At 44.2% G+C, this 24,104-nt stretch carries 20 protein-coding genes; 7 read left to right on the top strand and 13 right to left on the bottom strand.

All coding sequences use genetic code 11. The features are described from left to right. Positions 1 to 25: 25 nt before the first annotated feature. The 6 genes from rimP to IEX80_RS18225 all read left to right on the top strand — a co-directional run bounded on the left by rimP (position 26) and on the right by IEX80_RS18225 (position 9,182). A complete protein-coding gene (gene rimP / locus IEX80_RS18200) occupies positions 26 to 490 on the top strand; it encodes a ribosome assembly cofactor RimP (RefSeq protein ID WP_176626114.1) in 465 nt (154 codons plus the stop codon). A 3-nt stretch (positions 491 to 493) separates the two neighbouring features. Then, on the top strand, positions 494 to 1,729 hold the full coding sequence (gene nusA / locus IEX80_RS18205; protein WP_090532515.1) for a transcription termination factor NusA: 1,236 nt from the start codon (positions 494 to 496) through the stop codon (positions 1,727 to 1,729). Between the two features lie 60 nt (positions 1,730 to 1,789). Continuing rightward, on the top strand, positions 1,790 to 4,894 hold the full coding sequence (gene infB, locus IEX80_RS18210) for a translation initiation factor IF-2 (protein WP_188833693.1): 3,105 nt from the start codon (positions 1,790 to 1,792) through the stop codon (positions 4,892 to 4,894). 540 nt (positions 4,895 to 5,434) lie between these two features. Next, positions 5,435 to 7,000, top strand: a complete 1,566-nt coding sequence (locus tag IEX80_RS18215) for a M28 family metallopeptidase (protein ID WP_188833694.1) — start codon at positions 5,435 to 5,437, stop codon at positions 6,998 to 7,000. A 228-nt stretch (positions 7,001 to 7,228) separates the two neighbouring features. After that, positions 7,229 to 7,798, top strand: coding sequence for an RNA polymerase sigma factor (locus tag IEX80_RS18220; protein WP_188833695.1), 570 nt, complete (start codon positions 7,229 to 7,231; stop codon positions 7,796 to 7,798). A gap of 16 nt (positions 7,799 to 7,814) precedes the next feature. After that, positions 7,815 to 9,182, top strand: coding sequence for a carboxypeptidase-like regulatory domain-containing protein (locus IEX80_RS18225; RefSeq protein ID WP_188833696.1), 1,368 nt, complete (start codon positions 7,815 to 7,817; stop codon positions 9,180 to 9,182). 70 nt (positions 9,183 to 9,252) lie between these two features. Here the strand turns inward: IEX80_RS18225 and IEX80_RS18230 are convergent, their stop codons facing one another. From IEX80_RS18230 to IEX80_RS18265, 8 genes are read right to left on the bottom strand one after another with little or no spacing between them, the layout of a single operon-like run. After that, positions 9,253 to 9,990 (bottom strand): DUF4197 domain-containing protein, encoded by a 738-nt coding sequence (locus tag IEX80_RS18230; protein WP_188833697.1) that lies wholly within the window; start codon positions 9,988 to 9,990, stop codon positions 9,253 to 9,255. A gap of 34 nt (positions 9,991 to 10,024) precedes the next feature. Further along, positions 10,025 to 11,035 (bottom strand): inorganic phosphate transporter, encoded by a 1,011-nt coding sequence (locus IEX80_RS18235; protein WP_090532528.1) that lies wholly within the window; start codon positions 11,033 to 11,035, stop codon positions 10,025 to 10,027. Between the two features lie 21 nt (positions 11,036 to 11,056). Further along, complete coding sequence (locus IEX80_RS18240) at positions 11,057 to 11,707, bottom strand: DUF47 domain-containing protein (RefSeq protein ID WP_090532530.1); 651 nt, start codon at positions 11,705 to 11,707, stop codon at positions 11,057 to 11,059. A 48-nt stretch (positions 11,708 to 11,755) separates the two neighbouring features. Further along, entirely contained in the window at positions 11,756 to 12,820 is a 1,065-nt protein-coding gene (locus IEX80_RS18245; RefSeq protein ID WP_091169237.1) for a sensor histidine kinase, read from the bottom strand. A 9-nt stretch (positions 12,821 to 12,829) separates the two neighbouring features. Further along, the gene (locus tag IEX80_RS18250; RefSeq protein WP_188833698.1) at positions 12,830 to 13,528 is read right to left on the bottom strand and encodes a methyltransferase domain-containing protein; all 699 of its coding nucleotides are present in this window, start codon (positions 13,526 to 13,528) and stop codon (positions 12,830 to 12,832) included. Positions 13,529 to 13,546: 18 nt separating this feature from the next. Next, a complete protein-coding gene (locus tag IEX80_RS18255; RefSeq protein WP_188833699.1) occupies positions 13,547 to 14,671 on the bottom strand; it encodes an NAD(P)/FAD-dependent oxidoreductase in 1,125 nt (374 codons plus the stop codon). A gap of 6 nt (positions 14,672 to 14,677) precedes the next feature. Continuing rightward, the gene (locus IEX80_RS18260) at positions 14,678 to 15,787 is read right to left on the bottom strand and encodes a type III polyketide synthase (RefSeq protein WP_188833700.1); all 1,110 of its coding nucleotides are present in this window, start codon (positions 15,785 to 15,787) and stop codon (positions 14,678 to 14,680) included. Positions 15,788 to 15,805: 18 nt separating this feature from the next. Beyond that, a complete protein-coding gene (locus tag IEX80_RS18265) occupies positions 15,806 to 16,333 on the bottom strand; it encodes a YceI family protein (protein ID WP_176626131.1) in 528 nt (175 codons plus the stop codon). Positions 16,334 to 16,463: 130 nt separating this feature from the next. Between IEX80_RS18265 and IEX80_RS18270 the strand changes: the two genes are divergently transcribed. Next, positions 16,464 to 17,348 (top strand): UbiA family prenyltransferase, encoded by an 885-nt coding sequence (locus tag IEX80_RS18270; protein WP_188833701.1) that lies wholly within the window; start codon positions 16,464 to 16,466, stop codon positions 17,346 to 17,348. Positions 17,349 to 17,708: 360 nt separating this feature from the next. Here IEX80_RS18270 and IEX80_RS18275 read toward each other — a convergent pair whose 3' ends face one another. The 5 genes from IEX80_RS18275 to IEX80_RS18295 all read right to left on the bottom strand — a co-directional run bounded on the left by IEX80_RS18275 (position 17,709) and on the right by IEX80_RS18295 (position 23,989). After that, the gene (locus tag IEX80_RS18275; protein ID WP_188833702.1) at positions 17,709 to 19,496 is read right to left on the bottom strand and encodes a DUF885 domain-containing protein; all 1,788 of its coding nucleotides are present in this window, start codon (positions 19,494 to 19,496) and stop codon (positions 17,709 to 17,711) included. A 45-nt stretch (positions 19,497 to 19,541) separates the two neighbouring features. Then, complete coding sequence (locus tag IEX80_RS18280) at positions 19,542 to 19,796, bottom strand: Txe/YoeB family addiction module toxin (RefSeq protein ID WP_090532546.1); 255 nt, start codon at positions 19,794 to 19,796, stop codon at positions 19,542 to 19,544. Continuing rightward, positions 19,793 to 20,047, bottom strand: coding sequence for a type II toxin-antitoxin system Phd/YefM family antitoxin (locus tag IEX80_RS18285; protein WP_090532548.1), 255 nt, complete (start codon positions 20,045 to 20,047; stop codon positions 19,793 to 19,795). Before IEX80_RS18285 ends, IEX80_RS18280 begins: the two co-directional genes overlap by 4 nt. A gap of 109 nt (positions 20,048 to 20,156) precedes the next feature. After that, on the bottom strand, positions 20,157 to 23,003 hold the full coding sequence (uvrA, locus tag IEX80_RS18290) for an excinuclease ABC subunit UvrA (RefSeq protein ID WP_188833703.1): 2,847 nt from the start codon (positions 23,001 to 23,003) through the stop codon (positions 20,157 to 20,159). A gap of 215 nt (positions 23,004 to 23,218) precedes the next feature. Further along, on the bottom strand, positions 23,219 to 23,989 hold the full coding sequence (locus IEX80_RS18295) for a lytic transglycosylase domain-containing protein (RefSeq protein WP_188833704.1): 771 nt from the start codon (positions 23,987 to 23,989) through the stop codon (positions 23,219 to 23,221). Between the last annotated feature and the right edge of the window lie 115 nt (positions 23,990 to 24,104).

The raw sequence follows: 24,104 nt of genomic DNA on the forward strand, positions 1-24,104 counted from the left end.
ATTCTGTCAAAAACACCGGTGGGTAATGAATATTGAAAAAAGGGTAAAAGAACTGGTAGAAGAGAAGATAGCAGACAAGCCGAACCTGTTTATAGTGGATATTAAAATGCACCCGAACGGGAAGCTGATCATTCTGCTTGATGGCGATAACGGTATCGGTATTGATGAATGTGTACAGGTAAGCAGGCATGTCGGCTTCCATCTGGAAGAGGAAAACGTGATTGAAACCGCTTATAACCTGGAGGTTTCATCGCCGGGTATTGATTATCCGCTGTCGTCGCCAAGGCAATACGCCAAAAATGTTGGCCGTAACCTCGGCATTAAAATGAAAGATGGGGCTAAACGCGAAGGCACATTAACCGGCCTTACAGAGGATGCCATCACCATTGAAGAAAAAGTAAAAGAAAAAGGGAAAAAAGCGCAGGTTATAGAAAGCGTTATCCCAATGGACCAAATAACAGAAACAAAGGTTTTAATATCATTTAAGTAAAAAATGAGCAATATTAATTTAATTGATTCTTTTCAGGAATTTAAAGATTTCAAGAACATTGACCGCCCTACCATGATGAGCGTACTGGAAGACGTTTTCAGAAGCATGATCAGGAAAAAGTACGGTACGGACGAAAATTGCGACGTAATTGTGAACACCGACAACGGTGACTTAGAGATCTGGCGTACACGTAAAGTTATGGAAGATGGCTTTAGCGAAGATGATGACCTGGAGATAGAACTTGCCGAAGCACACCTGTATGACGCCGACCTTGAAGTTGGTGATGACTATATTGAACAGATCACTTTAGAAAGCTTTGGCCGCCGTGCTATTTTAGCCGCCCGCCAAACGCTGGTATCAAAAATTCTGGAATTAGAGAAAGACGAGATCTTCAAAAAATATAAAGACCGCGTAGGTGAAATTGTTACAGGCGAGGTTTACCAGGTTTGGAAAAAAGAAACTCTGGTACTTGATGACGAAGGTAACGAACTGTTGCTGCCAAAAACAGAGCAGATCCCGGCCGACTACTTTAAAAAGGGCGATAGCGTTAAAGCTGTTGTATCTAAGGTAGATATGCTGAACAGCAATCCTAAGATCATCATTTCGCGTACAGCGCCTGAATTTTTACAGCGTTTGTTTGAGCTTGAAGTTCCTGAGATTTTTGATGGCTTAATTACCATCAAGAAAATTGTACGCGAACCGGGCGAGCGTGCTAAAGTTGCCGTTGAATCATATGACGACCGTATCGATCCGGTTGGTGCCTGCGTAGGTATGAAAGGGTCACGGATCCACGGTATAGTACGGGAGTTAAAAAATGAAAATATCGACGTTATTAACTTTACCAACAACGTTCAGCTATATATTCAGCGTGCATTGTCGCCTGCCAAAATCACTTCTATTAAATTAGATGATGAGAAAAAAACAGCTGCTGTGTATTTAAAACCCGACCAGGTATCGTTAGCTATCGGTCGTGGCGGGCACAACATTAAGCTGGCAGGAAAATTGACAGGCTACGAAATTGATGTTTACCGTGAGGCTGATGAGCATGACGAGGATGTGGACATCGAAGAATTTTCAGACGAGATTGAAGGCTGGATCATTGATGAATTTAAACGTATTGGTTTAGATACAGCAAAATCAGTGCTGGCCTTAACCGTTGGTGAATTGGTAAAACGTACCGATTTAGAGGAAGAAACAGTAAAAGAAGTGCTATCAATATTGAATGCGGAGTTTGAATAAGCGGAATAAGCAAATTAAAATCGTATTTTTGCACTAAATAAGCAGAGAAAGTAATATTAAATGTCAGAAGACAAATCCATAAAATTAATTAAAGCAGTAAAAGAACTGAACATTGGCATGGGTACCCTTGTCGATTATTTAGCTACCAAAGGATACAAGGTTGACAAGCATCCTATGGCCAAGCTGGATAATGACATGTACAATGCCCTGTTAAAGGAATTTGCTGTTGACAAAAGTATTAAGGAGGAAGCTAAGCAGATCAGTATCGGAAAGATAAGGAAAGAAGAGCCTGCTGCACAGTTTCCTGAAAAGCCGGTTGAGAACCGCCGTTCGCGCGATTTTGAGAACGAAGAGATACTGATCAAGAATACAGGGCACTTTGCACAGCCGCAGGTTGAAAAACCAAAACCGGCCGAGCCTGCTCCGGCAGCGCAAGCTCCTGCACGTTCTGATGAGCGCAATGACGTATTACCTGGTGTTAAGGTGGTTGGAAAAATTGACCTTAACAACCTGAATGCTAAGCCACAGGCGGAGAAGCCTGCGGAAAAACCAGCGGAAGTAGTTGTTAAACAACCCGAGCCAGTTGCACAGGCACCTGCGCCAACACCGGCTCCGGCACCTGCCGAGCCAAAAGTTGAAGCGCCACAGCCGGTAGCCCCGGTTGTGCCCGAACCACCAAAGGTTGAAACGCCAAAACCGGCAGCTCCGGTTGCCGAAGCACCCAAAGCTGAAGAGCCTAAAGCGCCTGTTGCTGAAAAAGCACCGGTTGCAACACCTCCGGCTGCTCCCGAAACTCCGGCTGCACCAGTAGCTGATGACAGCCAGGAGCCAGACGTGATCCGTGCTAAAGCCGAGCGTTTAACAGGGCCAAACATTATTGGGAAGATCCAGTTGCCGGTTAACGCGCCAAAACGCAACCCGGTAGCTTCATCATCAAATTCAAATAATAACTCGGCCGATCACAAACGCAAACGTAAGCGTAAAGATAACCAGGGCAACCCGCAGCAAGGCGGCGGTAACCATCCGCATGGCCAGCAGGGCGGTGGTGGCAATCACCCGCAACAAGGTCAACAGCCCAGCGGTGGTGGTACCATTAATCCTAACCGCCCGGATTTCAGGAACCGTACACATGGAGCACCCGGAAACAGCGGGCCAGGTCAGGGCCAGGGAGGTCATGGCGGTGGTAACCGCCCGGATTTCAGGAACAACCGCAATAATCCGCCTCAACATACAGGACCGAAGGAAGAACCTTCAGAAAAAGACATACAAGACCAGATCAAGGCTACACTTGCACGCTTAAGTGGAGCAGGTAAGTCGGGCAAGTTTGCACAGCGCGCTAAATTCCGTCGTCAAAAACGTGATGACGTTGCTGCAAGTGCCGAAGAACTGGCAATGGAACAGGAACTGCAATCAAAAGTATTGAAGGTTACGGAGTTCGTAACGGCAAATGAGCTGGCAAGTATGATGGATGTATCTGTAACGCAGATCATATCTACCTGTATGAGCCTGGGTATGTTCGTTTCCATTAACCAAAGGCTTGATGCCGAAACACTTTCAATTGTGGCCGATGAGTTTGGCTACCAGGTTGAATTTGTGAAGCCGCAGGATGAGGAAGCCAACCTTGACCAGCCTGATGATCCGGCCGACCTGGTGACTCGTGCACCAATCGTAACCATCATGGGCCACGTTGACCACGGTAAAACCTCATTGCTCGACTTTATACGCAAAACCAACGTAATAGGCGGCGAAGCGGGTGGTATAACCCAGCACATTGGTGCTTACGAAGTAACATTGCCTGATAACAAAGGAAAGATCACCTTCCTGGATACGCCGGGTCACGAAGCGTTTACCGCGATGCGTGCAAGGGGTGCGCAGGTTACAGATATTGTAATTATAGTGATAGCTGCCGATGACAGCGTGATGCCGCAAACCCGCGAGGCCATAAACCACGCGCAGGCTGCAGGTGCACCAATCATCTTCGCCTTTAACAAAATTGACAAGCCGGGTGCCAATGCCGATAAGGTAAGGGAACAATTATCGGCCATGAATATTTTGGTTGAAGAGTGGGGCGGTAAATACCAGTCGCAGGAAATTTCGGCCAAAACCGGCTTAAATGTTGACTTGTTATTGGAAAAAGTATTGCTTGAAGCCGAATTGCTCGAATTGAAAGCTAACCCTAACAAACGTGCCGTAGGTACCGTTATTGAAGCAGCTTTAGATAAAGGCCGTGGCATTGTTACCACCATCCTTGTACAGGCAGGCCGCTTAAAAGTAGGTGATCCGATACTGGCAGGCTGCTATAGCGGTCGTGTTAAAGCGTTAACCAACGAGCGTGGCCAGCGTGTAGATTCAGCAGGACCATCAACACCGGTACAGGTATTAGGTATGCAGGGCGCACCAACCGCGGGCGATAAGTTCAACGCGCTTGAAAGCGAAGTTGAGGCACGTGAAATTGCCAACAAACGCCTGCAATTGCAACGTGAACAAGGCTTACGTACCCAGAAACACATCACTCTTGATGAGATCGGCCGTCGTTTGGCAGTTGGTAACTTCAAGGAGCTTAACATCATTGTTAAAGGTGACGTGGATGGTTCTATCGAGGCCTTGTCAGATTCATTGCTGAAACTGTCTACCGAGCAAATCCAGGTGAACATCATCTCGAAAGCGGTAGGTCAGATCTCCGAATCAGACGTATTGCTGGCATCGGCATCCGACGCGATCATCATTGGTTTCCAGGTACGCCCTTCAGGTAGTGCCCGTAAACTGGCCGAAGCTGAACAGATTGATATCAGGTTGTACTCTATCATCTACGACGCGATCAACGAAATCAAAGCGGCAATGGAAGGTATGCTTGCACCAACCTTTGAAGAGAAGATTGTGGCTAACGTCGAAATCCGCGAAACCTTTAAGATCAGCAAAGTGGGTACCATTGCAGGTTGTATGGTATTGGATGGTAAAATTAACCGTAACAGTAAGATCCGCATCATCCGCGATGGCGTGGTGATCTACACAGGCGAACTGGCTTCACTGAAACGCTTTAAAGATGACGTGAAAGAAGTAAGCGCAGGTTATGAGTGCGGTTTGAACATCAACAACTTTAACAACATTGAAGTTGGCGATATCGTTGAAGCTTACGAAAACGTGGAAGTTAAACGCAAGCTGTAATCTATAACAGCTTTAAAATATCCAAGGGCTTATCTGAACAGATGAGCCCTTTTTTGTTGGGGCTTTCTCACAAAGCGGTCTGTATTCTCAGAGGAGGACTCCGGGACTGGTCGAAGTTTAGCGATAGCTAACTTCGTCCTAAAATGAGTTAAGCTTTCAGCTTAACTTGTTCTAACTTGATTCAACTTTAATAGGTCTTTGGTAAAGCTCGCAAGCAGGATGCTTGCTTTATTTCAGGACGAAGTTAGCTATCGCTAAACTTCGACCAGTGATGGGCAAGTGAGAGAGTCGTATATAAAGCACAGCCAAGCATTACTTTACAACTTCTTCCTTTTATCTTAATTATTTCTTTGGTGGGGAATCAATTATTCATAATCACTTAAGTTACTAAAACTTTCGTCATAAATTTAACCATTAACTGAAGATTAACTTGGACCAGCTAACTTAATCCCCGTGTAACAACTTTGTTAACACAATATATTCCCAATTTTAATTTATAATAAATAGGTTTGTTTTAACTGATCTTATAATTTATTATATATGAAATTAAAACTACTCTTTTCGTGTTTAATTACGGCTGGTATTGCAGTACCGTCGTTTGCGCAGGAACCTGTTGATGCGGCCATGGTTCAAAAAATAAGGGAAGAAGGCCTTAACCATTCAAAGGTAATGGAAACGGCTTTTTATCTTACAGATGTTTCGGGCCCAAGGCTTGCCAATTCTCCGGGCTTAAAGCGCGCCCAAAACTGGGCTGTTAATCAGCTTAAAACCTGGGGCATGGCCAACTCCAAGTTGGAGGCCTGGGGTAAATTTGGCAAAGGCTGGGAAGTTCAAAAAAACTATGCGGCTATCACGGTTCCTTACTATCATGCTATTATCGCCATACCTAAAGCATGGACACCGGGTACAAATGGTTTGATCAAAGGCGAAGTGATGATAATCAAAGCCGATTCGGCAGCAGAGCTTGAGCAATACAAAGGTAAGCTGGCCGGCAAAATCGTGATATTTGATACTAAAGCACCAACAGAACGTACCTGGAAAGTGGATGCCGCCCGTTATACCGATGAGGAACTTACCGAAATGGCCAACGCGAAAGCTGCGCCTGCCGGCCCTCGCAGGAACGCTGTGGACCCCAACGCGGCCCAAATGGCCGCTTTCCGTAAATTACGTGCATTCAGGACTGCATTAAGCCAATTTTTGGTTGATGAAAAAGCTGGCTTGGTGTTAAGCCAGGCCCGCGGTACTGATGGTACTGTGTTTACCACCAACGGCGCTTCATACGCCGATACCGCAAAAGCGGTAGCACCCGAGCTTGAAACCAGCAGCGAAGATTACCAGCGCATTTTGCGCCTTATAAAAGGTGGCCAGCCGGTACAACTGGAAGCTGATATTAAAACCCAATTCATTACCGACGACCTGCAGGGCTATGATGTAGTCGCTGAAATTCCCGGAACGGACAAAAAGCTGAAAGACCAGGTAGTAATGCTTGGCGGCCACCTTGATTCATGGCATGCCGCTACCGGTGCTACCGATAATGCAGCGGGCAGCGCGGTAATGCTGGAGGCCATGCGTATTTTAAAAGCGATTAACTTTAAACCCAAACGCACCATTCGCATCGCCTTATGGAGTTCGGAAGAGCAGGGCTTATTTGGTTCGCGCGGATATGTGGCCAATCATTTTGGCGATCCTAAAACGATGGAGCTTAAACCCGAACAAGCAAAGCTTTCGGCCTATTACAACCTTGATAATGGAACCGGCAAGATCCGTGGAGTGTATTTGCAGGGAGATTCGGCCGCGGCACCTATCTTTAAAGCCTGGCTTGAACCTTTTAAAGATCTTGGCGCCACCACGCTTACCATTCGTAATACCGGCGGTACCGATCACCTTTCATTTGATGCCGTTGGCATTCCGGGCTTCCAGTTTATCCAGGATGCTATTGATTACGGTTCACGTACCCATCATAGTAATCAGGACACTTACGATCGCCTTATTGAAGACGACCTGAAACAAGCCGCTACCATTGTTGCTTCATTTGTTTACCATACGGCACAACGCGCCGAAATGATACCGCGCAAAGAGCTGCCAAAGCCTCAACCGGCAAGGTAAAAATGTTAGGATATTTATAGAAAAGCGATGCTCCCGGGCATCGCTTTTTTTGTTTAACCTTTATGCTGTTGGCCTTTCAGTGCGGACTTAGTGTATTCAGGGTTTATAATAGAAATAGGCCAATACATATGAAAAGCACCTCGTTATTAGCTTATTTTCTTTAAATAGAATGGTCGGCAGGCAGTTAATTTCCATAAACCATTTTAATAAATTAATTTTGTATGTTTAATGAGCCTATTTATAAAACCCCAAAAACCAGGGAAATCAACAGACGAAGAACTACTTAGTGATTATCGCGCAAGCGGTAACCTAACAGTTTTGGGCAGCTTATATGAAAGATATATGCCCCTTGTTTATGGCGTTTGCCTTAAATATCTGAAAGATGAAGAACTGGCCAAAGACGCGGTAATGGGCATTTTTGAGGAGCTGGTTGATAAGGTTAAAAAGCATGAGATTAACCAGTTCAGGAATTGGGTGTATGTACTTGGGCGCAATTATTGCTTGATGCAGTTAAGAAGCGGTAAAAAGATGGAGTTGGTTAATTTAGATGAAGTTATGGAATTTACCCCCTTTTTGCATCCTGAGGATAATAACAGGGAAGAGGCTTTGAAAGCTTTGGAGCACTGCATAGCAGGGTTAACCGGCGGGCAAAAACAAAGTATCGACCTGTTTTATTTAAAAGAGAAGTGTTATAAAGAAATTGCCGGGATAACAGGATATACTTTAAATGAGGTAAAGAGTTATATCCAGAACGGTAAGAGGAATTTGAAAATTTGCCTCGAACGGAACAGTGCATAGTAAAAAGGCAAATATATTGCAAATACAGAAGTATCTCAACGGAGAGCTTGATGCCCGTGCTATGCATAAACTGGAGATGGAGGCACTAAACGACCCTTTTTTGATGGATGCATTGGAAGGATATGAAAACATGGGGACAAGTCAACAATTAAACCTTGCTGACCTTAGCTCAAGACTGCGGCAGCGTACCGGAGAAAATAAAGGCCGTGTAATGCCGTGGACCGTTTGGCCCATAGCGGCTTCGGTTTTAATAGCATTAAGTTTGGGAGGCCTTTATCTTAACAGATCTCCTAAAGCTGAACTGCAAAGTAATAACATTGCAGGAAATAAAAATTCCATTCCGCCCATGGCAGCTGCCGCCGATACCGTAAAGACCGGCGATACAGTTAAAAAAGCGAGTGCCAATACGCCCATACAGGCCCCATCAGTTGCAGTAAATAAAAAATCAAGACGGGCAAAGCAATCGGCTAATGCGCTTTATCAGCAGGAAATCTCCGCTGGCGACAATAAAACAGCTTCGAATGATGTTCCGCCTCCTGTGGGCAGCAATCCTTTAGCAGAACCGGCAACTCCGCCCGCTGCTGCTAAAGATAAAGTTGTTTTGAAAGAAGAAGGCAATTTAAGTGAGCGGATAGTAGCAGGATACACAGCTCCAATTGCAAAAAAAGATACAGTAAGCCAGGATGTGATAGCATTAAGAGCGAATACTACTGTAGCTAAATCAAAAGCCCCGCTGCAATTTAAATTACCCGGAAAGGTTGACGGCGTTACATCTTCGCCAGCAACTATTTTTGGCAGCAATAAAGCGGCGGCACAATCATTATACATTGCCGGTACTATTATTTCGAGAGATGACGGTTCGCCTTTAATTGGTGCGGCTATCAGGATCAAAGGCACCAACCGGAGCACGGTAACTGACGTTAACGGAAAATTCGCACTTAGTTCGCCGGGAGATAAGGCGACGCTTGATGTGGTTTATATTGGTTATGAGCCGAGGCAGGTTAACGCCACACGCGGCGATAGCATTAAAGTAGCGCTTAAGCCCGATTCCAGGGCCCTTAGCGAGGTGGTTGTAACTAAAAAAGACGATGACAACGGTGAGGTAAGTGTCACCGCGGCACATCCGCAACTGGGCTGGGGCAGCCTGAAAAAATATTTACAAACTAATGCCGTACTGCCTGATGGTACTGCCGGCACCGTGACCGTAACATTTACGGTATTCCCGAGCGGCATCACAGATGAGTTTAGCATTAAAAAAAGCCTGAGTGAAGCGGCCGATCAAAAGGCCATCGAGCTTATAAAGAATGGCCCCTCATGGGTTGGCAGTACTAACAACAAACCCGAAGTTGTTACTGTAAAGGTTAAATTCCAAAAGCAAAAATAATATGCCCAATAAAAAAGCTGCGTTGAATAACATCGACGCAGCCCATTTTGTATCTCTTTCTTTTATCTATTTATTGTCCTGCAGTTTTTTTCCTATCAGCAAAAGCGAATACTTTTTGCAATAAAGGCGTTGTACGAGCCCCAAGATTTTGACGAATATTAAGCTCTTCTTTGGCTATCTCCACAAATAAGCCATCGATAGCCTTTTGGGTCACATAATCGCTGATATCAGGATTAAGCTTTGATACAAACGGAACCTTATTGTAGGCCTGGGCGGCATCAGTATAGTATTTGGTAGCATTCACTTTATTTAAGCTTCCCTGGATAACGGGTTTGAATTGCAGGCTTAGCTTCGCGGTAGTGGTACGTTTAAAATATTGTGTTGCCGCATCCTGGCTGCCCAATAAAATATTGGTAACATCCTGCAGGGTCATTTGTTTAATAGCATCAACAAAAATAGGTTTTGCCTGTTTTGCGGCGTCTTCGGCTGCGCGGTTAAGCGAAAGGATCACATTATCACAAAGGCTGTTCAGGCCAAGCCCGCGTAAGGTTCTCTCAGCTTTTTGCGCTTCGGGCGGAAAAAGGATCTTGATAGCGGCATTGCCAAAAAATCCGTTAACTGCCGATAGTTGATCCGAGCTTTTACCTGTGCCTATTTCAAGGGCCTGTTTTAAACCGTTGCCTATTTCAAGCGACGTTGGTGTTCCCTGGTTTTGAATAGTGGCATTAGCTACCTGGTTTAGCGTATCACAGCTGGTAAATGTAAGTAAAGCTATTAAGACGGGGATAATGAGTAGTCTTGTTTTCATAGTAGTAAAACTAACAAAATTACTACCGGTTTGTTTAGGCAAAGAAATGTAATAATGCAAATACACCGGCGGCAATCAGTGCCGAAATAGGTATGGTAATGATCCAGGCCCAAACCAGGTTAATGGTTACGCCCCAGCGCACGGCCGATACTCGTTTAGTTAAACCCACACCTATAATTGAGCCGGTGATAGTATGTGTTGTTGAAACCGGGATCCCAAAACGCTCGGTAATAAACAGGGTGATAGCACCAGCAGTTTCGGCACTTACACCTTCAAGCGGGGTAACCTTGGTTATTTTTGAGCCCATGGTTTTAACGATCTTCCAACCACCCGACATGGTGCCTGCAGCAATAGCTGAGTAACAAGCTAAAGGGATCCACTCCGGCATTACTGAACCTGGCTTTATCACTTTTGAAGCAATAAGGCTTACGTACAGGATCCCCATTACTTTTTGAGCATCGTTACCACCGTGAGCAAAACTCAGAGCTGCCGACGATACTAACTGCATGCGTTTAAACCAGCGCTCGGCAGTGGCTGGTCTGGCAGCTTTGCACAGGTGGAGTATTAAAATGGTTACAACATAAGCTATAATTAAACCAATAAACGGGGCAAGTACGATGTAGGCAACGATTTTAAGCACATATTGCATTTCAACAGCATGCAGGGCGTTGGCGCCCATATAAAGTGCATTAGTCATACCTGCACCTGCAAAACCGCCTATAAGGGTGTGCGACGAGCTTGAAGGGATTCCGAACCACCATGTAAAAAGGTTCCAGGTGATGGCGGCTACCAGGCCAGCCAGGATCACGTGCAGGGTAACGTAGTGCTCCAATACGATCTTAGATACGGTATTGGCAACCTTATGATCTTTAATAAAAAAGTAAGCTGCAAAGTTGAATACCGCGGCCATTAACACAGCCTGAAACGGTGTTAATACTTTGGTAGATACAATGGTAGCTATAGAGTTTGCGGCATCATGAAAGCCATTGGTGTAATCAAACAACAGGGCGAGTACAACAATAACTACAAGTAGGGAAGTAACCATTTAGCTGGGGATAAGATTTACTTAAGCGTTTTTAACTAAGATTGACTCCATAACATTAGCTGCGTCTTCGCACATATCGGTAGCGGTTTCAAGAGCGGCTAATATTTCTTTGTATTTGATAAGGCGGATAGCATCTTTTTCATACAGGAACAAGTCGGCTACAGCGCGGTCAAAAACATAATCGGCCTGGTTTTCAACACTGTTTATCCTGATGCATGAATCGGCGATATTACGCACATTCCTAAGGTCTTTCAGTTCTTTTACAGCTTTTTCCAAATCAACACTGGCCTGCAGTATCAGGTCAGATAGCTTACGGATATGCTCATTCAAATCATCTATCCTGTACAGGCTCATGCGGTTGGCCGCACCCTGTATATAGTCGGCCACATCATCAATAGCTGTTGCAAGGGCATGGATATCTTCACGGTCAAAAGGCGTAATGAAGTTTTTGCCAAGCTCCAGGTAAATCTGGTGAGTATATTCGTCGCCTTTGTTTTCAAGCTTGTCAATCTGTTTATATAAATCCTCGCGGGTTGCAGGGTTGTTTGAGTTAACTGCTTCAACCAGTATGGTAGCCATAGCTACAACATTGGCCGCGGCTTGTTCAAACAGCGGGAAGAATATTTTTTTATCCTTGGGTACAAAATACTGGAATATACTGTTTAGCGACATAGTGATTTGAAATTGGTGTAAAGGTACAGTTAGTATGTTAAATTATTGTTAACTTTTTAACACAGGTAAATTCGGGAAAGGAATGGTTTGCTTGGCCCTTGCCAAGGTAAAACCAAAGGTTGAACCAAGCCCTTCTGTACTGCGCACATTGATGGTTTGCTGATGGGCTTCAATAATATGCTTTACAATAGCAAGCCCCAGCCCGGAGCCACCAATTTGCCTTGAACGGCTGCTGTCTGTACGAAAAAAACGCTCAAATAACCTTGGCAAAAACTTTTCTTCAATACCTATACCATCGTCGGTAACTTCAACCAAAACCTGGTCGTGCAGTACAAAAAGGCTTACCGAAGTGCTGCCTTCTTCTTTACCGTACTTAAACGAATTATCTATCAGGTTCACGAGCACCTGTCTTATTTTTTCCCTGTCGGCATTCACCACAATAGGCTCATCATACTTTTGCTTAAATATAAGTTTGATGTGGTACTGCTTGCCTTTGATCTCCAATGATTCAAAAACCTCTTTGATCAGGTCGTTGATCTTGAATTTAGTATAATTGATAGGCATCTCGCCCGATTCAAGTTTGGAAATTTCATCAAGGTCTTTGATCAGGTAACTTAGCCGGTCAACATTTTTTGAAGCTTTTTCCAAAAACTGGCGGGCCATTTCCTTGTCGTCAAAATCATCATCCTGCAAGGCTTCAATGTAACCCTGGATAGCAAATAACGGGGTTTTAAACTCGTGCGAGATATTGGATAAAAAATCACGGCGAAATTTTTCCTGTTTGCGAAGTTCGTCTATCTCGGTCTTTTTCTGTTTGGCCCATTCCTTTACCTCCTGCTCTACATCGGCAATGGGATTGGCGCTTACATGTTCGCCAAGGGCATCCCTGAGGTCGCGGCCTAATTTCAGGTTATGGATCAGTTTATAAATTAACTTGATACGGGAGTAGATGTATTTTTCGATGAGATAGTAAAAAACGAAGTAACTTACACCAAGGGCCACCGAGAAAGTAACCATTACATCGTACCATTTATGCTGAAAATAAAAATTAACGGCCGAGAGCGTAATTGCCACGCCAAGCGAGGTTGTTAAAACCAGTACACGCAAATTCATAGCGTAAAGCTACGATTTATAGATGATTAACTCCCACCTGAAAGGCCAGCGCCATGTTAATTTAAAGTTATCAATTTGTGCTTTTTTCAATAATGCCAACAATTCGTGCCTTTTAAAACCGCGCTTAACCGAAAGCGGACCATCGTTACGGGCCATGGCGTTACGGGTAAAAACACGGGTTATAAACACTATGGCATGGTATAAAAGCCAGTGACGGTGCAGGTCGGTAATGATAATTCCTTTTTGTGCCGAGGCTTGCATGTTTTTAATGAGCTTAATCCAGCGCTCATCATCAAAATGGTGCGTGAACAAACTGCATATAATTATATCGGCCGGTTTAATGAGGTATACCTCGTCAATAACATCGGCCCGGGTAAAGCTGATGTTTTTATATCCGGAGGCCTGTTGCCGTGCGTAATTTACTGCCGTTGGCGCTGCATCAATACCGTTTAGTTTAAGGTGTATTTTCTTTTCTTCAGCCCATTTTGCAATAGCTATCAAGGCATCGCCCCCGCCACACCCCCAATCGCTTACCGCATAATTATTACTTACCGCAAATTTTTTCAATGCGTTGATGATGCTTTTATGGCCACCGAATAGCGCGTTCATCTTCCCCAGGCCTTCAAGCACAGGGGTTATTTCGGCTGATGGGAGATCAAAATCATCCATGATCTCCAGCATATCGGTACGGTAACTTAAATCGGGCATATAATATATACGCCTGAACTATACAAATGGTTGGCCGTGAGTTTTACTTATCAGGTATTGTGCAACAGAAGGCAGGTGATTGAGCGTATTTAAAGTAAGGGCCGTCATGTTATCGTTGCCAAACAAACGCTGTAACTGCCGGCCAACCCAAAGCCTTTGCGCAAACTGTTTGTTCCAGCTTTGGGCATAATCCTGCTCAAGGCTGGCGCGCTTTTCAGGATTAAAGCTGCCCGGTTTATAGTGTGTAATGATCTTTTCGGAAAGGATTTTGGCCGAATGAATTGCCATGGTCATGCCGTTACCGCAAAGTGGGGCTATCATCCCGGCGGTGTCTCCGCTCATCAGGATATGATTATCAACAGGCGCTTTTTTCTCAAAGGAGATTTCGTTGATCACTTCAGGTTTATCCAGTAAAAACCTGGCGTTACGAAAGATCTCATCGAGGTAAGGGTTTTTGCGGATCACGTTCTCTTCTAAAGCCTGTAAAGTACCATACTTGCGCAGGTCATCACGATGGGCCATATAGCACATGCAATACCTGTCGCCATCGGTTTTGCTTACCCCACAATAGCCGTCTTTATAATTATTAAGCTGGATGAGGTCCTGTGGGAAATCCATCTGCAAATGGAATTTTACGGCCAGGTATGGGCTGCGTTTATAAAAGAACGGTCGTTTAAGTTTTTGATCGAGATTGGATCGTTTACCAAACGAGCCGATAGCCAACGGGGCTGTTAATGTTTCGCCGGGAGTTACCACTTCAAATTTTTCGCCAGCAAAACGAATATCCTCCACCCGTGTGCCTGTTAAAATATCAACTCCTTCGGCGAGGGCTTTTTGGTACAGAAAATTATCGAAAGTAAACCTGCTTAAACCAAAACCGCCCAGGTCAAGCTTTTGCGAAAGTTTGGTGCCGGATGCCGCTGTTACCTCCAGCCGGTTGATGCGGGCAACATTCAGTTCATCAAGATTGATATCCAGCGAAGACAAAAAGGGGATCACCTCGTTCGAGATATACTCGCCGCAAACGCGATGCATGGGGTAGGTTTTTTTTTCGATAACTGTAACTTTTAGCCCCGCGCGGTTTAATAATATGGCGTTAAACAATCCGGCCAGGCCCCCGCCAATTACAATTACATCGCTCATGATGGCTTAATGCATTTCAAGTATCATCCCTTCAACGGTTAAACCCGGACCGAAGGCAAAACTCAGGATCTTTTGATCGACCAGGTTACCTGCCTTCAGCATTTTATCCAGTACAAACAAAATTGTGGCCGACGACATATTACCGTACTCCTGCAAAACCTGGTAAGCAAAGGCGTTGCTTTCTTCAGGTAATTCCAGGGCGTCTTCCACTGCTTCTAAAATGGTACGCCCGCCGGGGTGAACAGCATAAGCAGTAATATCATCCATCTCAGTTTTGGCCTTTTGCAAAAAGCGCTGGGTAAGTGATTTGATATGTTTCTTAATTTGCTTGGATACCTTGGAGGTGAGTTTCATTTCAAAACCTGTGTTGCCCACATACCAGCCCATCTCATTACGTGCTTCTGTAACAAATTCTGAATAGAAGTTTTTGAGTAAAAGGTAATTGCCACTGCCTAAACGATTGGCCGTATTTTCGACCAGTACAGCTGCAGCCCCATCCGAAAATAATGAATTGGCAACCCAGTTATCCAGCGTATTCACTTTTTGAAAATGGAGCGTACAAAGCTCTACACTAACAACGAGCACTTTGGCACCGGCATCGGCGCGGCAGATATAGTCGGCCACCTTGAGGCCGTTTATAGCACCGTAGCAGCCCATAAAGTTGATGCAGGTACGTTCGGTATCGCGGTTTAGCTGCATCCGGTCGACAAGTTCGATATCAATCCCAGGTGCGTGCATACCCGTACAGCTAATGGTTACCAGGTGTGTAATGCTGCCGGTAATGTCATCTCCAAATTTTTGAAGGCAGTTTTTTGCGGCATTTACAGCTATGGCGATAGCTTCCTTTTCGTAAAGCTTCAACCTTTTCTGTGTGTCAGGGAATGGTTCGAGCCCTGCCGACTGTTCAAAAAAGGTGAAATCTGCCGCATCCCGATAGCCAAAATCAGGAATTACCGAATAGCGGTAATCAATTCCCGAATGGTCATAAATCCCCTTTAATCTTGCTGCATTGGTTGCATCCAGCCCAAAGGCGTTAGCCATGAAATGGTAAATATCCTGCTGGGCAATCCGATTGGCGGGATTTGCTATCCCGATAGCACTAATGCAACTCTCCATTAAAAATGATTAAGCGTTTTATTTGCTGATCTCCGCCTCAACCGAAACATTGGCCTCATTTGAAAGGATCAGGTTTTTGCCGCCTATGCCAAAATCTGTCCTCAAAATCATAAAGTTTCCTTTCAGTTGTGCTGTATTACCTGATTCCGTATACGTAAAAGGTACTTCAATCAACTTTGTTTTATCTCTTATAGTTACGTTAAAATTGCCGGTATAGTTGCTCCCGCTTTTACGTTTAAAGGAAACTGACTTTAGCGTGATCTTTGGATATTTAATTACGTCAAAATAATCTTCGCTTTTAAGATGCTTATCACGGCTTTCGTTATCGGTATTAACAGTGTTGGATAACACTGACGCTTCAATAGAGCTGCCCTCCAGGTCATTAGGCTTAAATTTAATATCAGCCTGCAAACCGCCGAAGGTGCCGCCAACATTAAAGCCAAGGTTTTTAATCTTAAAGCTGATATCTGATTTAGATACTGTTTGCGCGAAGCCCGCTGTCGTCGCGAAAATTAAAAGTACAACTATATAAATTTTCTTATTCATGTTACATTAACGCTGTTTCAAACATAATAATTTATACTGAAGGAATTTTGTACTTAAGGTTGTATGTTTATAACCATAATCAGGCAACCTGATGTTGCCTCCGGCAGTAATTATAATGTAAAAACACGCCATGAAGTTTAAACAATTTATCCCTACCCGGTCGGCATTTGCGCATTTAAGGTTTGTGTTTTCTGTTTTTTTGCTGCCGGTGTACCTGTTTGCCTTTAGCCAGGCCGATGTGGTGAAAGCTTCAACAGCCGTACTTGTATTTTTTATATGGCATTTCCTTGCTTTCCCGGCCAGCAATGGCTATAACAGTTATTTTGATAAGGATGAAGATAGCATTGCCCTGTTAGCCAAACCGCCCGAAGTGGATCTCAGCCTGTATTATTTTTCCATTCTGCTGGAGGTTATTGCGTTTTTGCTTGGCTTTATCATTAGCTGGGAGTTTGCCTTTGCGGTGCTCATTTATGGCATTATGTCAAAATTATACAGCCATCCTGCTACCCGGTTAAAAAAATATCCGATTATCAGCTTTTTAACGGTGTTTATTTTCCAGGGATGTTTTATTTATTACACCACCTATACCGCTTTGACCGGTACGAGCCTGTTTGGTCATTGGGATTTAGACCTGATTATTCCGGGGGCTATCAGCTCCTGCCTCATTGGGGCATCATACCCCTTAACCCAGGTTTATCAGCATGAAGAAGACAGCAGGCGGGGCGATAAAACGCTTAGTATCGTTTTAGGCTACAAAGGCTCCTTTATTTTTTCGGGCGTATTGTTTGCCGCGGGGATAGCCCTTTCTTACTGGTATTGGCACCTGGCTGGGATGATGCTTAACTTTTATTTCTTTATAGTATGCGCCGCGCCAATATTTTTCTTTTTTAATTATTGGTTTTATAAAGTAGGGCGATCGACAGCCAACGCTAATTTTAAAAACGCCATGCGTATGAATTTCATCAGCTCGGGTTGTATGCTGGTTTATTTCGGAGTGCTGGCGGTGTTTAGTTGATAGATAGATCTAAAAACTAAACGCGTCATTGCGAGTACCCATCAGGGAAACCCTAAAAAAAAGCAATGACATGTAAAATATATTTTAACGGTGTTGCGCGTGGGCCGCGTTAGGGATTGCAGTGTAAAGCCCAGAGCGCGCAATGGGGTTGCGGGCGGGAAAGGCGAGGACTTGCAACGGAAAGCCCAGGCCGCAGGCAACGCCCATGTTATAAAATCCATCAAGAAAAATATACTTAATAATCAATAACTTACAATCACGTCATTATAAGGCACGAAGCAATCCCAAACTATGCAGATTCGCTCTGTAGGTCGGGGATTCCTTCGTGCAATGACGCATTGTATTATAGCAATTTTCTTTTTACTTCTTCGCAGCCCAGGCATCCATTTTAGCCTCAAAAACCGCCATTGGCATAGCGCCATCTTTTAACACCTGGTCATGAAATTCGGCGATATTGAACTTGCTGCCTAACTGTTTTTCATATTTGGTACGCAGTTCGCGGATTTTCAACGCGCCTATTTTGTAGCTCAATGCCTGGCCGGGGATAGCCATATAACGTTCAATTTCGGCAGTTGCACCTTGCTCACTGATAGCTTCGTTATCCATCATATATTTAATAGCCTGCTCACGGGTCATTCCTTTGGTGTGGATGGCTACGTCAACCACCAAACGGATGGCACGGTGAATCTCATCGCCTAACGCGCCCATATACTGGTACGGATCGGTGTATAAGCCAAGCTCTTTACCTAATGATTCGCAATACAGCGCCCAGCCTTCTACATAGGCTGTTTCCCCGCCATCAAAGCGACGGAATTTTGGCAATGAAGCGTTTTCCTGGGTTAACGAAATCTGATAATGGTGACCAGGAATTGCTTCATGCAAAAACAACGATTCCATGCCCGATGTGGTGTTAAACTTAGTGGCATCTAATATCGGCACGTAAAAAATACCGGGACGGGTACCATCTGCCGAACCCTGGTTATATTCGGCACTGGCCGATGCCGCGCGGAAGGCTTCGGTTTGCCTGATCTCGAAAGGGGTTTTAGGCACATGGTTAAACATTTTTTTCAGGTTTGGCTCCATGCGTTTGTGAATGTTTTCAAAAGCATCAAGTACATCCTTCGGGGTTTTGTAAGGAGTAAACTTAGGGTCGGTTTTCATGTATTCAAAAAACGCCTTCAAATCGCCCTTAAAGCCAACACTGGTTTTGATGCTATCCATTAAGCCACGGATCCGGGCAACTTCTTTCAAACCCAATTGGTAAATTTCTTCCGGAGTTTTATCGGTAGTAGTTTGTTGTTTAACTAAATAGGTGTATTTAGCAGTACCATCCGGCAGGGATGAAAAACCCGAGGTTGCACATGCGTGGGGCAGGTATTGATTTTTCAGGTAATCGGCCAGTTTTTGGTAGGTTGGGTTAACTATGGTAGTTATCGCTTTTTTATAAGCCTCCGTCAGCTGTTTTTTATCAGCGTCCGAAAAATCCTTCGGCATATTCTTAACAGGTCCGTAGAACAGGCTTTTTTCTACATCTTTTGATACCAGGTCTTGCATTTCGGGAATCATTTTAACAACTAACGATTTTGGCAGCACTACGCCTGTTTTGATGCCTTTGTTAAAATTGGAGATGGCGGTATCCGCCCAGATCTGGAAAGCAGATAAACGTTTCAGCCAGTCGTTATAATCAACAACCGTTTTAAAGGGCTGCGCGCCAGAGCCCGAGCCCAGCTGCCCCATGGTAATTGGCAGGGCATAAAACTGGTTAAAGGGCATGTACTCAAAATGATACTTGAAATTATCAAGGGCCAGTTGCACCTCGTAGGTAAATATATCGTATGATAGCCTATCGTCTTCGTTCAGTTCTGCGCGGTCAAAGTTTTTCACTTTCGACAAGTAAACCGAGTTATAATCATGCGCCTTTTTCAAAAACTCAGCAGAGCCATCGTTAGGTAGCAAGTCATTATAGCGCCTGTCGCCAATGTAGGTTGCATTAAGCGGGTAAAGTTTTAAGCCGTCCTGAAAATAATCTTCAAAAACTTTGGCGAGATCCTTATTGGCTGGAATGCCGCTGGCGGTGTCTGTTGATTTAGGTTGATTACAGGCTGCAAACGAACCTGCTATGAATAGCATGAGTAGTATTTTTTTCATGAGGGTGTTGTTTAAACGATAAAGCTACGGAAAGGGAAAATATAATCAATAATGATATCTGCATTGCAGAATAAATATCGCGTCTGCTTCTACTCTGTAAATTAGCCGGTGTTCGAGATTTATCCGGCGCGACCACCAGCCAGCTAAATTATGTTTTAAAGGTTCGGGCTTTCCACTTCCTTCATATGGAGTTCGTTCTATTTCTTTGATAAGAGAGTTGATCTTCTTTAAAATAGATTTATCTGTCGTTTGCCAATAAAGGTAATCTTCCCATGCAGGGTTTTGGAAAATTATCTTCACTCTTCAAGTAGCTTTCTTTCCTTGCCTAAACCTTTTTCATATTCCTGGATACCATGAAGTAATCTTTCTGCATTTTTAGGGCTTTTTAAAAGATAGAAAGTTTCCTCCATGCTTTCGTAATCAGCTTTCGATATCACAACAATATCTTCGGCATTGGCACTTGTCACTACCAAAGGCTTATGATCATTCCGCACCTTATCTAAAAAAGATTTTAGTTGCTGCCTGAAGGCAGTGTAAGTTGTGATCTCCATTCAAATTAGTTTTTATAAAGGTATAAAACCAAAACAACATGTACAAGTTTCTGTACATGTTGTTTTGGTTTTACGTTAAGAGATAAACTTATGAAGTTTTGATTAATGCTTATAACCCCATTTCTTTTTTCAAAAACTTGCCGGTAAAGCTGTTCTTCACTTTGCACAAACCTTCGGGCGTCCCCGAGAACAGGATATTACCACCGCCCGAGCCGCCTTCGGGCCCAAGATCAATTACGTGGTCGGCCACTTTAATTACATCAAGGTTGTGTTCAATTACCAAAACAGTATTGCCTTTATCAACCAATTGGTTAAGTACACCTAACAATACGTTGATATCTTCAAAGTGTAAACCTGTAGTAGGTTCATCCAGGATATAAAAAGTATTGCCTGTGTCTTTTTTAGATAGCTCGGTAGCCAGTTTAACACGTTGCGCCTCGCCGCCCGATAGTGTGGTTGAAGCCTGACCTAAAGTGATATAACCCAAACCTACGTCGTTCAGGGTTCTTACCTTACGATAAATAGATGGGATGTGCTCAAAAAATGGCGTAGCATCCTCAATGCTCATATCCAGTACATCGCTGATGGACTTGCCCCGGTAACGCACTTCCAGCGTTTCGCGGTTGTAGCGCCTGCCGCCGCATTCTTCGCATGGTACCTGAACATCGGGTAAAAAGTTCATTTCAATTACCTTCATGCCGGCGCCCTGACAGGTTTCGCAGCGGCCGCCTTTTACATTGAAGGAGAAACGACCTGGTTTATACCCCCTGATCCTCGACTCAGGCAGCGCTACAAACAGGTTACGGATATCTGAAAACACCCCGGTATAAGTAGCCGGGTTTGAACGCGGTGTACGGCCGATAGGCGTTTGATCTATCTCAATTACTTTATCAATATGCTCTAACCCCTCAATTTTTTCATAAGGCAGCGGTTGTTTCTTCGCCCTAAAAAAATGATGATTTAAAATAGGATATAAAGTTTCAGTGATCAGGCTTGATTTACCGCTGCCCGATACACCGGTTATGCCGATTAGTTTACCCAAAGGGAAATCGACCGATACTTTTTTAAGATTGTGACCGGTAGCTTTTTTCAGGCTCAGGGTTTTGCCATTACCTTCGCGGCGTTTTTTAGGTACAGCTATTTCGCGCTCGCCATTGATATATGAAGTGGTAAGCGTATGCTTTTCCATTAATTGCGCCGGAGTGCCTTCGGCAACAACCTGGCCACCATGTACACCTGCCGCAGGGCCCATGTCAATTACGTGGTCGGCTTCCAGTATCATATCTTTATCGTGTTCAACAACCAGTACCGTGTTTCCTAAATCACGCAGATTTTTAAGGGCGTTGATCAAACGTTCGTTATCGCGTTGGTGCAAACCGATACTTGGCTCATCCAAAATGTACATCACATTCATCAACTGTGAACCAATTTGTGTAGCCAGCCTGATCCGTTGTGCTTCACCGCCCGATAGGGTTTTAGCAGTACGATCAAGCGTTAAATAACTCAAACCCACATCCAGTAAAAACACTATACGTGCGCGGATCTCTTTCAGGATCTCTTTAGCAATCACATTCTGGCGCTCGTTAAGGCGGTCTTCCAGGCCATCAAACCATTCCTGCAGGTGATTGATATCCATACAGGCCAGCTCGAAAATATTTTTACCATCTACCTTAAAATGCAGCGACTCTTTTTTAAGCCTTGCGCCTTCGCAAACCGGGCAGGTACGGAGCACACGATAGTTCTCCATATCGTCCATCCCCTCATCGTTGCGGCGTTCCTGCTGCTCCTCCAACATACGGATGATACCTTCAAAAGTGATCTGGTAGCTTTGAACATTCCACTTGTTATATTCTACAGCAACACTCAATGTTTCAGGGGCGCCGTTCAGGATCATATCCAACTGATCGCGGTTCAGCTTTTCGATAGGGGTTGAGAGCGAGAACTCATACTTTTTAGCCAGCGATTTCAACACCTGGAAAATCCATGTTTCGCGGTATTCACCAATAGGGGCTAAACCGCCGTTCATGATGCTCAGTTTCGGATTAGGGATTACCGAAGCTTCATCAACCTCAAAAATATAACCCAGTCCGTTACACTTTTCGCAGGCACCATAAGGCGAGTTGAACGAAAATGTATTGGGTTGAGGCTCATCATATGAGATGCCCGAAACCGGATCCATCAGGTATTTACTATAATAGGATACATTATTATCCTTATCGGCAATACGGATAATGCCCTTGGCAATTTTTAAAGCCTGCTGAACGGATGTGTACAAACGTTTGCTGTCCTTCTCGCTTACCACCAGGCGGTCAACCACAATATCAATATCGTGGATCTTGTAACGGTCAACCTGCATTTTGGGTTCAACATCGGCAATGGCGCCATCTACCCAAACTTTTAAAAATCCTTGCTTGCGGATGGACTCGAACAATTCGCGGTAGTGGCCTTTACGTGCCTTTACCACCGGAGCCAGGATATTAACTGGCTGCCCGTCAAATTTTTCGCTGATAGTTTTGAGGATCTGGTCTTCGCTCATGCGTTCCATCTTTTCGCCGGTGGTATACGAGTAAGCATCACCCGCACGGGCGAAGAGCAAACGCATAAAATCATAGATTTCGGTAATAGTACCTACGGTGGAACGCGGGTTTTTGCTGGTGGTTTTTTGCTCTATAGCAATAACAGGGCTCAGGCCCGACACCTTATCAACATCCGGCCGCTCCATCCCGCCCATAAACTGGCGTGAGTAGGCGGAAAATGTTTCCATATAACGGCGCTGGCCTTCGGCGTAAATAGTATCAAACGCCAGCGATGACTTGCCGCTGCCGCTTAAGCCGGTAATTACCACCAGTTGGTTGCGAGGAAAGGAAACATCTATATTTTTCAGGTTATGCACCCGGGCACCATAAACTTCAACTTCACTTTGCTCGCCCAGGTCAACAAGAGGTTTTGTACTCATACTTTATTAATATGGATTTATTGACATTGTTTGAAGCTAATTATTATAGTTACCAGTTTTTTACAAAACCCTGCTTTCCTAAAATTTTTGGCTTAAACCATCAACAGTTTGCTACAAATATAAGCAAAAAAGGCCGGTTATCCACTGTGGATGACCGGCCTCAAAGTGCTCCGTAATGTAATCTTTTAATTAATTTACAGTATGATTACCTGCTGTTAATTAATTGCCAGCAACTGTGATGCAGGCGGAATGATAAAGTAATTATCATACCCGTGCTCTTTTGGCTGCTCTATAACTGCTTTCATGGCAATTAGCTTGTAAACATATGAACCGGTTTCGCGGTTCAGCTTCATGCGGAAGTAGTTATCTTCTTTTTGCTTGTTAATGGCACGCGCTAATTTGATCGAGCCATTGTTGTAGGCAGCAGCAGCCAGTGTCCAGCTGTTAAATTCATCGTATAGTTCTTTGATATACTTGCAGGCTGCAATGGTTGACTTGCGAAGGTTTTTCCGCTCATCAACGCCATGGCCTACTCTAAGTCCGTAGGTACGTGCAGTACCCGGCATAAATTGCCAAAAACCCGACGCTCCTTTAGATGATGTACCTGATTTAAGGCCTGACTCGACCAGCGGTACATACTTAAAATCTTCGGGGATACCATAAAACTTCAAAATTGGTTCGATAATGGGGAACCATAGCTCGGCTTTGCGGTGCAATATATTGCTTTGCACGCTTTTATAGTCATGCTGCCTGAGCGATTTGTTGAGTTTACGCGTAACCCTTGCGTCATTAACTGGTAAAGCCTCATTGGCAAAGTTGTAAGCAACCGCCTTTGAGCTTTTGAGAAAAATAAAATCTGAGGTTCGGGCGCTTAAAGTTGCCGCTTTTGCAGCCTTTTCGATGATCGTTGTACCGAAAATATTAAGCTCTGAAATGAGAACCAGCACCAGTGTTACGGAGCACGTAAGTAAGTGTTTTTTAATCATTTCTTTTCCTATCATTTAACTATACATTTGGTAGAATGTGCTGCAAAGGTAGGCTATACAGATCACATAATCAAATACTTACCATTTTGCTAACTTTTTTAGAGTTGGTTTTTGG

The sequence above is a fragment of the Mucilaginibacter rubeus genome (assembly GCF_014643835.1).
GTDB lineage: Bacteria > Bacteroidota > Bacteroidia > Sphingobacteriales > Sphingobacteriaceae > Mucilaginibacter > Mucilaginibacter rubeus.